The 15,239-nt window shown below is 36.9% G+C and carries 11 protein-coding genes and 1 riboswitch; of the genes, 10 read left to right on the forward strand and 1 reads right to left on the reverse strand.

The features are described from left to right. The first annotated feature begins 37 nt into the window (after nt 1-37). The 6 genes from B5X47_RS11990 (at nt 38) to tsaD (ending at nt 6,084) form a co-directional block, all read left to right on the forward strand. The gene (locus tag B5X47_RS11990; RefSeq protein ID WP_079590387.1) at nt 38-2,191 is read left to right on the forward strand and encodes a Tex family protein; all 2,154 of its coding nucleotides are present in this window, start codon (nt 38-40) and stop codon (nt 2,189-2,191) included. Nucleotides 2,192-2,264: 73 nt separating this feature from the next. Then, nucleotides 2,265-2,382, forward strand: a riboswitch (FMN riboswitch). A gap of 162 nt (nt 2,383-2,544) precedes the next feature. After that, nucleotides 2,545-3,150: an ECF transporter S component gene (locus B5X47_RS11995; protein WP_079590389.1), complete on the forward strand. Its 606-nt coding sequence runs from the start codon at nt 2,545-2,547 to the stop codon at nt 3,148-3,150. Between the two features lie 318 nt (nt 3,151-3,468). Next, a complete protein-coding gene (tsaE, locus tag B5X47_RS12000) occupies nt 3,469-3,921 on the forward strand; it encodes a tRNA (adenosine(37)-N6)-threonylcarbamoyltransferase complex ATPase subunit type 1 TsaE (RefSeq protein ID WP_079590391.1) in 453 nt (150 codons plus the stop codon). Further along, on the forward strand, nt 3,918-4,610 hold the full coding sequence (gene tsaB / locus B5X47_RS12005) for a tRNA (adenosine(37)-N6)-threonylcarbamoyltransferase complex dimerization subunit type 1 TsaB (protein ID WP_079590393.1): 693 nt from the start codon (nt 3,918-3,920) through the stop codon (nt 4,608-4,610). The genes tsaE and tsaB overlap by 4 nt, the downstream gene beginning before the upstream one ends. After that, nucleotides 4,603-5,064, forward strand: coding sequence for a ribosomal protein S18-alanine N-acetyltransferase (rimI, locus tag B5X47_RS12010; protein ID WP_079590395.1), 462 nt, complete (start codon nt 4,603-4,605; stop codon nt 5,062-5,064). The genes tsaB and rimI overlap by 8 nt, the downstream gene beginning before the upstream one ends. Beyond that, nucleotides 5,065-6,084, forward strand: coding sequence for a tRNA (adenosine(37)-N6)-threonylcarbamoyltransferase complex transferase subunit TsaD (gene tsaD / locus B5X47_RS12015; protein ID WP_079590397.1), 1,020 nt, complete (start codon nt 5,065-5,067; stop codon nt 6,082-6,084). 4 nt (nt 6,085-6,088) lie between these two features. Here tsaD and abc-f read toward each other — a convergent pair whose 3' ends face one another. Further along, complete coding sequence (gene abc-f, locus B5X47_RS12020; RefSeq protein WP_079590399.1) at nt 6,089-8,023, reverse strand: ribosomal protection-like ABC-F family protein; 1,935 nt, start codon at nt 8,021-8,023, stop codon at nt 6,089-6,091. 417 nt (nt 8,024-8,440) lie between these two features. Between abc-f and B5X47_RS12025 the strand changes: the two genes are divergently transcribed. The 4 genes from B5X47_RS12025 to B5X47_RS12040 all read left to right on the forward strand — a co-directional run bounded on the left by B5X47_RS12025 (nt 8,441) and on the right by B5X47_RS12040 (nt 15,116). Beyond that, nucleotides 8,441-9,070: a redox-sensing transcriptional repressor Rex gene (locus B5X47_RS12025; protein ID WP_013362505.1), complete on the forward strand. Its 630-nt coding sequence runs from the start codon at nt 8,441-8,443 to the stop codon at nt 9,068-9,070. Between the two features lie 200 nt (nt 9,071-9,270). After that, complete coding sequence (gene nuoE, locus B5X47_RS12030; RefSeq protein ID WP_079590401.1) at nt 9,271-9,798, forward strand: NADH-quinone oxidoreductase subunit NuoE; 528 nt, start codon at nt 9,271-9,273, stop codon at nt 9,796-9,798. Next, nucleotides 9,799-11,529, forward strand: coding sequence for an NADH-quinone oxidoreductase subunit NuoF (locus tag B5X47_RS12035; RefSeq protein ID WP_079590403.1), 1,731 nt, complete (start codon nt 9,799-9,801; stop codon nt 11,527-11,529). Next, nucleotides 11,529-15,116, forward strand: a complete 3,588-nt coding sequence (locus B5X47_RS12040) for an FAD-dependent oxidoreductase (RefSeq protein WP_079590405.1) — start codon at nt 11,529-11,531, stop codon at nt 15,114-15,116. The genes B5X47_RS12035 and B5X47_RS12040 overlap by 1 nt, the downstream gene beginning before the upstream one ends. Nucleotides 15,117-15,239 lie beyond the last annotated feature (123 nt).

Below are 15,239 nucleotides of genomic sequence, written 5' to 3' on the forward strand. Positions count from 1 at the left end.
AGAGCAAATCTAGCATCTGTCGCAAAAGGAGCCAGTTATGGATATAGTTAAAATATTGCAGCAAGAGTTTAATCTTAAGCCTTTTCAGGTAGAAAACACACTTGCTCTTATAGACGAAGGAAAGACGATTCCTTTTATAGCCAGATATAGGAAAGAACAAACGGGCGAAATGACTGATACTGTTCTTAGACAATTTGATGAGAGACTTAAATATCTAAAAAATCTCATCGAGCGCAAGGAACAGGTAGAAAGACTAATAGAAGAGCAAGGAAAGCTAACTGAAGAGCTACAAAAATCTCTAGAGCTAGCAACCACTCTTCAAGAAGTCGAAGATATCTATGCTCCATTTAAGCAGAAGAAGAGAACTAGAGCCACTGTAGCTAGGGAAAAAGGCCTTGAGCCTCTTAGTGAAATTTTGATTCTAGGACAAAAAGATGTATATAAAGAAGCAGAAAATTTCCTAGATGAAGAAAAAGGTGTAGCTAGTATAGAGGATGCAATAGCAGGAGCTATGGATATAGTGGCTGAGACTATTGCTGATGATTTTGAGCTAAAGAAGAAGCTAAGAGCTATAGTATTTAGGGAAGCTGTACTTGAAACATCTGCTAAAAAAGGCAGTGAAGAAAAAGAAGACTTCCTAGTATATAAAATGTACCATGAATACTCTGAGCTATGCAGCAAGATGCCAGCCCACAGAGTACTGGCGGTGAACCGTGGTGAAAAAGAAGATATCTTAAAAGTTAAACTAAATTATCCTCTAGAAAAGATAACTGAGGTATCAGAAAGAGCCTATGTAAAATCAGATATCCATAAAGCTGTCATGGCAGATACTATAAAGGATAGCTTAAATAGATTGATGCTTCCCTCTCTAGAAAGAGAGCTAAGAACTAGCATAACAGAGATGGCAGAAGAGAGAGCTATTGCTGTTTTTGGCGAGAATCTTAGAAATCTTCTTATGCAGTCTCCACTTTATGGAAAAACTGTACTAGGCTGGGATCCGGCTTACCGTACTGGCTGTAAGATAGCTGTAGTTGATGAGACAGGAAAGGTACTAGATACCACAACTGTATATCCTACAGTGCCACAAAATAAAGTAGCAGAAACTAAGAAAGAAATACTTAAGTTAATTGATAAACACAATATAGATATAATTGCGATAGGTAATGGAACAGCATCTAGGGAATCTGAAGCTATAGTTGCTGATATAGTAAAAGAAAGCTCAAGAAAAGTAAGCTTTATAATAGTAAGTGAAGCTGGAGCATCTGTTTACTCAGCATCTGCACTAGGAGAGGAAGAGCTTCCAGAACTTAACGTATCAATTCGTGGAGCTGTATCTATAGCAAGAAGACTCCAGGACCCTCTATCTGAACTAGTAAAAATAGACCCAGAGCATATAGGAGTAGGTCAGTATCAGCATGATGTAAATCAAAAGAGACTTTCAGAAGTGCTTACTGGAATAGTAGAGGACAGTGTAAACCGCGTAGGTGTAGATTTGAACACAGCATCATATGCTATTCTTTCATATGTGGCTGGAATTAATAAAACTATAGCTAAAAATATCATAAAATACAGGGATGAAAATGGAAAGTTTTCTACTAGAAAGCAATTGCTTAAGGTTGCAAGATTAGGACCTGCTGCATACGAGCAGTGTGCAGGCTTTTTAAGAGTAAAGGAATCTGGCGAGGTTCTAGATAGAACTGGAGTGCATCCAGAATCCTACAAGGCTGCCTATGCCTTACTTGAAAAGATGGGCATATCTAAAGAGGATGCTCAGTATCCAGAAAAAACTGAGTTTACTTCAAAAGTAGAAGAGCTAAGCCTAAGAGATATAGCTCAGGAGCTAGAAATAGGACTTCCTACACTTAGAGATATAGTAAAAGAGCTTTCTAAGCCTGGACGTGATATCAGAGATGAGGGAGCAATGGCTCCTATACTTAGATCTGATATTTTAAAGCTAGAGGATTTAGAAATAGGAATGATACTTCAAGGTACAGTTCGTAATGTAGTGGATTTTGGAGCTTTTGTGGACATAGGTATCAAAAACGATGGTCTCGTTCATATATCTCAGCTATCTGACAAATATGTGAAAAATCCTATGGAGGTTGTGTCTGTAGGAGATGTAGTTGAGGTCAGAGTAATTGATATAGATAGACAAAGAGGCAAGGTATCGCTTTCTATGAAAAAAGCTTAATAAAAATAAGTTTGACTAATGATTATCATTGACAATTATAGAGCAAATAGGTATACTATAAATATACAACTTAATATTTCTTCAGGGCAGGGTGAAATTCCCGACCGGCGGTAAAGTCCGCGAGCTGCATAGGCAGTTGACTTGGTGAAATTCCAAGACCGACAGTAAAGTCTGGATGGGAGAAGATAAGCTATTTATTATGCTATTAGTAAGCCTGGAGATAATTTTATTTCCAGGTTTTTTAATTTTAAATAGTAAAAGGGTTTCTGATATTATTGCAATATATGATTGCGTATAGGCAGAGACTTATCTTCTTAATTATATTTTACTTATATTTTTTAGGAGGAATTATAATGGAAAAAGCAGTAACAAAAAAGCAAGCTATCAGTACATCTAAAATGGTCAAGATTTCTATACTTGGAGTAATGTCTTTTATACTAATGTTTATGAATCTGCCACTACCTATATTTCCAGCTTTTTTAAAGATTGATTTTGCAGATATTCCATCCGTTATTGGTGGATTTGCACTAGGTCCAGTAGCAGGAATAATGATTCAGCTGATTAAAAACATTCTACACTTTATGTTTGATAACAGCACAGGCGGAGTAGGAGAGATATCTAACTTTATAGTTGGAGGCTCATTTGTATTAGTTTCAAGCAGTATATACCATGCCATGAGAAGTAAAAAAGGTGCAATAATCGGAAGTATAGCAGGAACTATAGTTATGGCTATGGTGGGAGCCCTTTCAAACTATTTCCTAATCATTTCTTTTTACTCAAATATCATGCCGATAGATGTTATTATCAACCTAGGAACAGTTGTAAACTCAGCAATCCACGATAAATTAACTCTAGTGCTTTACGGAGTAATTCCGTTTAATATCTTCAAAGGTATAGTAATATCAGTAGTTACTGCCTTACTTTATAAAAAAGTTACCCCGATTTTAAAGAAGAGATAGTTAGCTACTGGATTAATAGAGCTATTAATTACAGAATAAATAAATTAGTAGTTGATTAAACTACAGGCAAGGTTATTATTTTTAAAATTTATATTTGCACCAACGGCTCTTTTTATTAAGACTATTTATCTACGTATAGTCTAAATTAAGAAGAGCTTTTATTTTGTATAAAAAATTGGTTATAAAAACTAGGCTTTAAGTATTTTCTGGCTTACTAAAATTAATTATAAAGAGAGTGGATGTTATTTTTTGCCTATTTTTGTTATAATATTAAGGTTAAGGTTTAATATTTTTGATTTTTGAAAACTAGGAGAAAATATGATTTATTTAATAGATGAGCAAATGACTAAATATATAGGTGAAAAGCTAGGAAAGCTTCTAAAACCCAATGATGTTTTAGCTTTAACTGGAGATTTGGGCGCAGGAAAGACTATGATGACTCAATCTATAGCGAGGGGAATGGGGATAGAAGACTATATAACCAGTCCTACCTTTACTATAGTTCAGGAATATGAAGGAAAGCTTCCGCTATTTCATTTTGATGTGTACAGAATAGCTGATGAAGAGGAAATGTATTACATAGGCTTTGATGAATATCTAGCTAGAGGAGGAGTCTGCATTATAGAGTGGGCGAATTTAATTGAAAGCATTCTTCCAAAGGAAAGGCTAGATATAGAGCTTCTATATACGGAAAAAGAGGGCAGAAACATGAGACTTACACCTCATGGAGCAAGGTATGAGGATTTAGTAAAGGAGCTGATTGAGGAGTGAAGATATTAGGAATAGATACTTCATCATCGTCCTTATCTGTTGCGGTGATGGACGATGATTTATTAAAGGGTGAGTTTACTTTAAATCACAAGCTGACTCATTCTGAGCAGATGATGCCGCTTTTAGACAGCTTGCTTTCTCATTTAGAGCTTAAGATGTCAGACATAGACCTTATAGGGGTAAGCGTGGGTCCTGGCTCATTTACAGGAATTAGGATAGGTGTAGCTGCGGCAAATGCTATGGCTATGGCTCTAGACATTCCAGTAGTTGGGATATCTAGTCTAGAGGCTATGGCATATACAGCAGGAGAGACAGCTTACACAATAGTATCGACTTTCGATGCTCAAAGAGATAGGTTCTATTTTAATGCATATAGATTTGAAAATTCAGAGCTTAAGGCTTTAGAAACTGAAGATGTACTTGAAAAGGAAGACCTAATTAAAAAACTAGAATCCTATGATAAAGTGCTACTTCTAGGAGATGCTGTTTTTATAAATGAAGAGCTACCACTTAATGTAAAAAAAGCAAAAAGAGCGGTAAGATATGTAAGAGCATCTAGCGTATGTGAGTTAGCCCATAGAGACTATTTACTTGGAAAGACTGGTTTTGCAGTTCCAGTATACTTAAGAAAATCTCAAGCAGAGATTCAATTTGAAGAGCGTATGAGCAAAGAGGTAAACAATGGGTGATTTTAAGATTTACGATATGAATAAGGATAATGTAGATGGAGTTTATGAAGTCGAAATTTTATCGTTTACAGATACTTGGAGCAAAAAGGCTTTTGTAGATGAGCTAAAAAATAATCTGGCATATTACAAAGTAATAGTAGACGAGGAAATTTCGAAGGTAGTTGCCTTTGGAGGACTTTGGAAGGTGCTAGATGAAGCCCATATCACGAATATTGCTGTTCATCCTGAGTATAGAGGAAAAAAACTTGGAAATATGATAGTAGAGGCTTTGATTGAAAAGGCTAAGGAAATAGATATAGCTGAGATGACACTGGAAGTCAGAGCATCTAATGAAACAGCGAAGAATTTATATGCCAAATACGGATTTAAGATAGCAGGTATTCGTAAGGAATACTATCAAGATAACAAGGAAGATGCGATTATCATGTGGAAGTCTATGAAGGAGTTAGGTTAAATGAAGGATATACTGAGTCTTGCTATAGAGACTAGCTGTGATGAAACCTCAGCTGCTGTGCTTAAAAATGGCAGAGAAGTAAAATCAAATATTATAATGAGTCAAATTGATATACACAAAAAATTTGGAGGAGTAGTACCAGAGGTAGCTTCTCGTAACCATGTTCAAGATATAAATCCAGTTATTAAGCAGGCACTTGATACTGCAGGAGTTAGCTTTAAGGATTTGGATATCATAAGTGTAACCTATGGACCAGGGCTTGTAGGAGCGCTTTTAGTAGGTTTAGCAAGTGCAAAGGCTCTAGCCTATGCCTTAGATATTCCATTAGTAGGAGTACACCATATAGAGGGGCATATAGCGGCCAATTACATCGCTCATGAAAAGCTAGAGCCACCATTTATTTGCCTTGTTGTATCTGGGGGACATACTCATCTTGTAAAGGTCGCTGATTATGGCAAGTATGAAATACTTGGAAGGACAAGAGATGATGCGGCTGGAGAGGCATATGACAAGGTAGCAAGGGCAATAGGGCTAGGCTATCCTGGAGGACCACTAATAGACAAGCTTGCAAGGGAAGGAAATCCTCATGCTATTAGCTTTCCACGCACCTACCTAGAGGAAGCATCCTATGATTTTAGCTTTTCTGGATTAAAGTCAGCAGTGCTCAATTATCTAAATGGTATGAAAATGAAAGCTGAGCCTATAAATGAAGCTGATGTTGCGGCATCCTTTCAAGAAGCTGTAATAGAGGTGCTATCAGCAAAGCTCATTCGTGCTTGCGAGGAGCATGGGCTAAAGCAAGCTGCCATAGCTGGTGGAGTGTCTGCAAACAGCGCTCTAAGAGAGCGGTTAGAAACTATGTGCAAAAAAGAAGAGATAGATTTTTATTATCCACCTCTAGAACTTTGCACTGACAATGCTGCCATGATAGGCAGTGCAGGTTATTATGAATATATTAATGGTTATACTTCTTCGTTAGATTTAAACGCAAAGCCGGGACTTAGGCTAGGAGACAAATAGATAGTTAATCCTGCTGGGCTTCTAGTAGCATTTCCCAAGTGCTCATAAGCTCATGCAGGATTTTTTCTTTGTCTGATTTTTGCTCTGCAACTTCCTTGACTTTTTCGGGATTTGAATAGATTTCCTCAAGGCAAAGCAGTTCATTTAGATTTTCTATTTCTAGCTCAGTATTATGAATAGCTTCTTCAGTTTCTGTGATTTGCTTTTTTAATTTTTTCTCTTCTTTTTCTTTTTCCTTGTCCTTCTTGCGCTGGATTTTAAGCTGAGTTTTGGTAGTAGTATCCTCTCTTTGGTTAGCAAACTCTAGAGCAGCTTTTTCAGCTGCACGTTTTTCGATATAGTAATCGTAGTTGCCTAGATAGCTTTTTACGCTCTGGTCTTCTAATACTAGGATTTGATCAGGTACCTTATTTAAAAAATATCTATCGTGGGAGATTACAAACACAGTTCCTTCATAGTTCGTGATAGCATCCTCAAGAACCTCTTTAGATTCTATATCGAGATGGTTTGTAGGCTCATCTAGAAATAAAAAGTTTGAATCTGAAAGCATGAGCTTAAGTAGCGAAATCCTAGCTTTTTCGCCTCCGCTCAAGGTTCCTATTAGCTTGTATACCTCGTCGCCTGTAAATAGGAAAGCTCCTAGCATATTTCTTACTTTTGTTTCTGTAAAGTTAGGATAGGTAGACCATACTTCTTCAAGCACAGTTTTATCAGGCTGTAAATCATCTCTTTCCTGGTCAAAATAAACTGGATACACATTGGTTCCAAAATCTATATCTCCATCAAAGCTTTTGTCTACTCCAAGAAGTATATTGAACAAAGTTGATTTTCCAGCTCCATTGGCTCCGATGAGTGCAATTTTTTCTCCTCTGTATATATCCAAATCCACGTTTTGAAATAGACATCTTTCTCCGTATGACTTACTTAAGCCTCTTGCTTTTAATACATCCTTACCGCTTTTAACTGAAGGCTCAAAAGTAATCTTTGCCCGTTTTTTCATGTAGTTTGGCTTTTCTACTACATCCATTTTATCAAGAAGCTTTTCTCTACTTCTAGCACGTTTTACTTGTTTTTCTCTTCCAAAAGCCTTTAGCTGGTCTATTACTTCTTGTTGGCGTTTTCTTTCAGCTAGATTTTCTTCGTAGGCTTTTTCATCTAGCTCAGCTTGTATTTCTCTTTGCGAGATATAATAGGAATAGTTGCCATTATATACTCGAATAGACTTGTTAAAAAGCTCGAAGGTTCTATTTGTAAGCTGGTCTAGGAAATATCTGTCATGGGATATCACGAAGATAGTTCCTCTATATTGACGTAGAAAAGCCTCTAGCCACTGAACAGAATCGGTGTCTAGGTGGTTTGTTGGCTCATCAAGAAGGAGTATATCAGGCTTTTTTAGAAGTAGCTTTCCTAGCATTACTCTAGTTTTTTCTCCTCCTGAAAGCATCCTTACCTTTTTACTTAAATCCTCTTCCTTAAAGCCTAAGCCGATAAGTATGCCTTTTGCTTCTGAATTATATGCATAGCCGTTAATTTTTGTAAACTCATCGGTTTTCTTTGTGTATTGCTTCATAAGTCTATCTAGCTTGTCGTGGTCTTCTAAAGAACCAGCTTCAGCTATGTCGTGCTCTAGCACTCTGATTTCCTTTTCTAGAAGCATAACCTCTTCAAAAACCGTAAGCACTTCTTCTATTAAAGTGTTATCGTTTTCTATATCCACATGCTGAGAGAGATATCCAATGGACAAATCCTTTGCATAAAAAATATCTCCTAAGTCATAATCTACTTCCTTGGTTATGATTTTAAAGAGGGTAGTTTTTCCTGTGCCGTTTGACCCTACTAGTGCCACTCGTTCGCCTTCATTTATTGTAAACGAGATATCCTCTAGTATGACATCGACCCCAAAGCTCTTTTTTATATTATTCATTGCTATAGATATCATAAAATTTAACCTAAACCTTTCAATTTGTGATAAAATATTATCAATTGCTACTAATATTTATACACTTTATAAAATATATATTTATAAATAGTTATCAGATTATTGAAAATAATAACTTTTTATTGTAAATACAATCAGGCTCCAGAAACTCATTTAGTACCTTAATGAGTAGGATTCTTATTGTACGTTTTATCAAGTAGTATATTTATTCTGTAAAAAGTTTTCGTTTTAACGTTAACGATACTATTTTACAGGGTAATAACTCTAGTATCAAGCAATATTATATCATATGACCGGTTTATATAGTAAGAAGTCATCACTGAGAGTCATAAGTAAATGAAATTGACAAAGTTATGTTAAATCTTTATAATTGTAACAAAATAACAGAAAGTTCATATCGATATGGAGGAAAAATAAATGTCTAAAAAAGTATCAATGGCTGTTATTAGGAGACTGCCTAAATATCACAGATATTTGGCTGATCTTTTGGATAAGGAAGTGTACAGAATTTCATCTAAGGAGCTTAGTGAAATTATAGGGTTTACAGCTTCGCAAATCAGGCAAGATCTTAATAACTTTGGAGGATTTGGACAACAAGGATACGGCTACAATGTAGAAGAGCTATATAATGAGCTAAGCAAAATTTTGGGACTTGATAAATCTTACAACACAATAATTCTAGGAGCAGGAAACTTAGGACAGGCTCTTGCTAATTACAGCGGCTTTAGAAGATCTGGCTTTAAAGTAAAAGCCCTATTTGACATCAACCCTAGATTAGTAGGAATCAAAATCCAAGACCTAGAAGTAATGGATGTAGAAAAAATGGAAGAGTTTATTAAGAAGGAAGATATCACTATAGCTGTGATTTGTACTCCTAAAGAAAAAGCTCAAGAATCTGCCAACAAATTAATCGAGTACGGTATCAAAGGTATTTGGAATTTTGCACCTATGGATATCACTGTGCCAGAGAATATTAAGGTAGAGGAAGTAAATTTATCAGAAAGTTTATATGTGCTATCATATATGCTGAACGATGGTTTAATGTAACATACTATTAAAACAAAAAAAGGACTCATTTGAGTCCTTTTTTTGTGCTGTGTATTGTATACAATGATAATTATAATCACTTAAATAACTTAACTTAAATTTTAATTTTCCTATAGAAATTCTATATAGCAATCATGGTTAAATATGATATACTAAAGCTAGATATACCGTATTTAATTTATAGTAAGTGAGGTGTCGATATGGCATGCAATTGCAGCAATAAGGTAGAAGAAGTACGTGAGCTAGTGGATCTAAGCCTTATAGATCCGATTATCGAGAAATATGGTAAGGTTAAAGGCGCGACTATAACAATACTTCAAGGTGTTCAGGAAGAATATGGTTATATTCCGTCAGAGTCACTTACATATATTGCTCAAAAAACTGGTATGAAAGAAGCCAAGCTTTACGGAGTGGCAACTTTTTACACGCAGTTTAGAATGAATCCAGTCGGTAAAAATCTTATTTTGCTATGTCAAGGAACGGCTTGTCACGTTAACGGTGCAAGTACAATAGAAAAAGCTATATGCGAAGAACTTGGAATAACAGAAGGTGAAACGACCCCGGATAAAATATTTACATTTACTAACGTGGCCTGTCTAGGATGCTGTAGTTTGGCTCCTGTTATGATGATTAACGGGGAAACTTATGCTAAGCTTACTCCAGAAAAGACAGTAGAGGTTCTTAGAAATTTAAGAAAAGAAGCCCAAGGCGAAATGGAGGGTAAATAAATGAAGGTTCTTGTTGGTGCAGGGAGCTGTGGTTTTGCAGCAGGAGCTCACAAAGTAATGGATGAGCTAGAGCAAATCAAAGACATACAGTTCGAATATGAAATCACTGGATGTATAGGGATGTGTCACCTAGAGCCAATCATGGAGATTCATGACAATGGCGAGATGTACAGATTTGTAAAGGTGATGGCTGAAGATGTACGCCCTATATTAGAAGACTATAAAAATTTTGCTGATAAGATGATCAGTAAAATAGATTCTGAAGGATTAGAAAAGCAGCCGAGAGTAGTTCTTAGAAACTGCGGAGTTATCAATCCAGAATCAATCGACGATTACATAAACATCGGTGGGTATGAAGCTATAAAAAATTGCTACGAATCTAAATCGCAAGATGCAGTAATAGATGAAATAAAAAAATCAGGACTTAGAGGCCGTGGAGGAGCAGGGTTTCCTACATGGTTTAAATGGGATGCAGCAAAAAAATCAGCTGGACAAAAGAAATACGTAGTTTGTAATGCAGATGAAGGAGATCCAGGGGCATTTATGGACCGCTCTGTACTTGAGGGAGATCCACATAACCTAATAGAGGGTATGATGATTTGCGGATTTGCTATAGGAGCGGACGAAGGCGTTGTTTACGTGCGTGCAGAATATCCTTTGGCAATTCTAAGACTTCAAAAAGCCATAGAGGATGCAACTGAAAGAGGCTTTTTAGGAGAAAATATCTTTGGAATACCTGGAAGAAACTTTAGTCTAAGAATAAAAGCTGGAGCAGGAGCTTTCGTATGTGGTGAGGAAACAGCTCTTATTGCATCACTTGAGGGCGAAAGAGGAATGCCTAGACTTAAGCCGCCGTTCCCAGCTCAAAAGGGTTACTGGCAGCTACCTACAAATATAAACAACGTTGAGACTTTTGCTAACGTACCTTGGATTATTAAAAACGGTGGGGAAGCGTTTGCAAAGTATGGAATAGAAACAAGTAGAGGAACAAAAGTATTTGCTCTTACTGGTAAGGTTAAAAAAGGTGGACTTGTTGAGGTTCCTATGGGCATCACTCTAAAAGAGATTATCTATGGAGTAGGTGGAGGAATAGTAGGAGACAGACCATTTAAAGCAGTACAGCTAGGGGGACCATCTGGTGGATGTGTGCCTGCAGAGCTTATAGACACAAAAGTAGATTATGAATCAATTACTAAAACTGGAGCTATAGTAGGTTCTGGTGGAATGGTTGTAATGGATGATACTACTTGTATGGTCGATATGGCTAGATTTTTCCTAGATTTTACTTGCAAAGAATCTTGCGGTAAATGTACTTACTGCAGACTTGGAACAAAGCGTATGCTTGAGATTCTTGAGAGAATTACAGCAGGTGAAGGTAGAGAAGGCGATATAGAGCTACTTGAAGAGCTGAGCTACAAAGTTAAGGACGGTTCTTTATGCGGACTTGGACAAACAGCTCCAAATCCAGTTCTTACAACTATAAAATACTTTAGAAATGAATATGAAGACCATATATATAATAAAACATGTACAGCAAAACAGTGCAGTGCATTAATTAAATATGTGATTGATCCTGAAAAATGCGTAGGGTGTACAGTGTGTGCTAAAGCCTGTCCAGTATCTTGTATTTCTGGTGAAAGAAAAGAGCCTCATCTAATCAATCAAGATGCTTGTATTAAGTGTGGACAGTGTTACCAAAAATGTAAATTTGACGCAATCAGCGTTAACTAATGAGCGAAAGGAATGAGAATATGCCTCATATCAGAGTTAATATAGATGGGAGAGAAATAAAAACCTATCCTGGGCACACAATTCTAGAGGTTGCTAAGCAAAATCAAATAGAAATCCCTACATTGTGCCACGATGAAAAAATTAAAAACTATGGTTCCTGTGGAATCTGTGTAGTAGAAGTTGAAGGAAATCCTAGACTTGTTCGTTCATGCTCTACTGAAATAGCTGACGGCATGGTAATCAGAACAAATACTCCTAGAATAGTAGAAAGTAGAACTACTACTTTAGAGCTTTTACTTTCAGATCATACTGGAGACTGTAAAGCTCCATGTACTCATGGATGTCCTGGACATGTAGACGTACAAGGTTATGTTGGACTTATAGCAAACAAGCAGTACGAAGAAGCAATCAAGCTTATCAAAAAAGAGCTGCCACTTCCTGCAAGTATAGGAAGAGTGTGTCCTCACCCATGCCAGACTGCATGTAGAAGAGGCATAGTAGATGACTCTGTGTCTATAGCTTGGCTAAAATACTTTGCGGCTGATATAGATTTGGCTAAAGATGAGCCGTTTATGCCTGAAATCAAACCAGATACAGGTAAGTCTATCGCTATAATAGGCGGGGGACCAAGTGGTCTATCTGCTGCTTACTATCTTAGATCTCAAGGCCACAGCGTAACTATTTACGAAGCAATGCCTGAGTTTGGAGGTATGCTAAAATACGGTATCCCTCTATATCGTCTTCCAAAAGAAGTGCTATTATCAGAGATAGATATCATAAGAAACATGGGAGTAGAGCTTAAGCCTAATGTTCGTATAGGTAAAGACGTGTCTCTTTCTTACTTAAGAGAAAAATATGATGCAGTTTATGTAGGTATAGGTGCATGGACAAGTACAAAACTGGATTGTCCAGGTCAGGATTTAGATGGAGTTATAGGAGGAATTAAATTCCTTACGAACTTCGCAATAAACACACCTATCAAAACAGGAGATAGAATTGCAGTTATTGGCGGCGGAAATACAGCTATGGATGCTGCAAGAACTTCAATAAGATTAGGTGCTAAAGAAGTTTATGTAATATATAGAAGAACCAAAGAGGATATGCCGGCAGTTGACGTTGAGATAGTAGAAGCTGAAGAAGAAGGTATCACATTCAAATTCCTTCTTAACCCAATAGAGTTCATCGGAGATGAAAATGGCAGAGTGAAGCAAATCAGACTTCAAAAGATGGAAGTAGTTGGAGGAGGAGCAGACGGACGTAAGAAAGTCGTTCCTGTAGAAGGCGAAGAAGAAATCCTAGATGTAGATTCAGTAATTATGTCCATTGGTCAAAGATTAAAAGGCGACGGCTTTGAAGAGCTGGAGCTGAATAAAGGTGGAAATATAGTAAGCGACCCTGAAACCTTCATGACTAACCTAGAGGGAGTATTTGCAGGTGGAGATGCTACTAATAAAGGAGCTGCTATTGCTATTCAGGCTATAGCTGATGGAAAATACGCAGCTAGAGTAATGGATTCATATTTAAAAGGAAACCTTATTCCTCACAAAGAACCGTTCTTTGTAAAAAGAGATGATATAACAGCTGACAGCTTCCCAGAGGTAGTAAGACAAGGCAGAACTCATATGGGACATGAAGCACCTGAGCTTAGAAGAAATAACTTTGAAGAAGTGGTGCATGGCTTTACTGAGCAAGAAGCTATAACTGAGGCTACTAGATGTCTAGAGTGCGGCTGCCACGATTACTTTGAATGTGATTTAATCCGTCATTCTCAGGAATACGATGTTAAGCCTGAAAGATTTGCGGGAGAAATGCACAAGCGTCTGGATGAAGACAACCATCCATTTATCAAGCGTGACCCTAACAAATGTATCCTTTGCGGACAGTGTGTTCGTATTTGTGATGAGGTAATGGATAACACAGCTCTTGGACTAGTAAGCAGAGGCTTTGACACTATAGTTAAGCCAGCTCTTGAAAAGAACTTAAGAGAAACTGATTGTATCTCTTGTGGACAGTGTATCAGCGTTTGTCCTACTGGTGCTCTAATGGAAAGAGTTCCTGTACACAAGCCAGTTCCTGTTAGAACAACTCATACAAATTCAGCATGCTCAGCGTGCTCAGTAGGCTGTAACCTAGATTTAGAAAGTAGAGGAAGCTTACTTCTTAGATCTCTTCCTACTAGAGAAGAAAGTGTAAACAACGGACTGCTTTGTTCAAAAGGTCGTTTTGGATTTGCTTCTTATCTAGGCGAAGGAAGAATTACTAAGCCACTTATAAGACAAAATGGTGAATTAGTAGAAACTACTTTTGAAGAAGCTATACTTTATGTAGCTAGAAGAGCTCAAAGTATATCACTACTATATGGAGCTAACTCTATGGGACTTAGCATCAGTGGAAGATATACAAATGAAGAAATTTTCATGGCTAAGAAATTCGCAAAAGAAATACTTGGAACTGAGCAAATATTCTCATTTGGAGCTAAAAGAAGTGGCTTAAAAGACAGCCTGCCATATGATGCATCTCCAAATCTAATAGAAGAGCTATCTAATACTAACTTTATCATGGCTATAGGTGGAGATTTCGAAAGAGATTACACAATAGCGGCACTTAAGATTAAAGAAGCAGTAGGTAAAGGCGCTCACTTAATTCATGTAAATAATGCTAAAAATAAACTGGATGATTGGGCTCAAAAGAGTATAATTACTGACAGTAGCTTTGAAATGTTAAAGCAAATTGCTAAGTACCTAGCTGACAACAGCCAAAATGCTATAAATGCACAGGGCATGGAAGAACTAAAAGCATATCTTGACAAGGTAGTAGTATCAGATGAGGCTACTGAGATTGCTTCTATGTACCTAAAAGCTAAGAAAGCTATGATAGTATACGACAGTGTTCATGTTACAGCTGATGCAGAAAGATTGATTTCTGCAATAGTAATGCTATCTGGACACATTGGTTCTGCAAGAGAAGGCTTTATAAAGCTTAGACCATATGCAAACAGCCAAGGTCTTGTGGATATGGGTATTAGTATTGACAGCGAAGCCAAGCTTGAACTTGTTAAAGACAATTCAATAAAAGGTCTTATGGTATTTGGGGAAAACATCAGTCCTGAGGAAGTTTCAGCAGTAGAGTTCCTTATGGTTCATGATACTCATATGACTGACCTAGCTAAAATAGCTGATGTGGTAATCCCTGCGGCTGTTATGGTGGAATCTGATGGAACTATAACTTCTGCAGAAAGAAGAATCCAAAGAGTATCAGCTGCTATAAAGCCAGCAACTGGTTTATCAAACTGGGAAGTTCTAAAGAGACTTATGAATACCTATAGCACAAACTGCAAGTATGCTAGTGTAGACGAAATTACAAGAGACTTAAGTCTTGAAATTTCAGGATATCATGGATTACTAGAAAATCTTGATAAGCCTGTATTCTGGCCTATCAACGAATCACCTCAGCTATACAGTAGAGCAATGCTGGAAGCACAGGCTAAATACAGCTTGCCTCAATCAGAAATACTTTATGCTGAAAATGTAGAAACAAATTATCATAGAACTTTATTCAATGATTTTTTAGCTAATAAGAACCTATAAAATAAGAACTTCCATATAAACAACAAGATTAAGACCGAATTTCTATATAAATGAAAAAAAGGAGCCTGTTTAAAAAACAGCTCCTTTTTTTACAAAAATTTCTTATAGGATATTTATTCTAAA

Origin of the sequence: Acetoanaerobium noterae, from assembly GCF_900168025.1 — a bacterium.
In the GTDB taxonomy this organism is placed as follows: Bacteria; Bacillota; Clostridia; order Peptostreptococcales; family Filifactoraceae; genus Acetoanaerobium; species Acetoanaerobium noterae.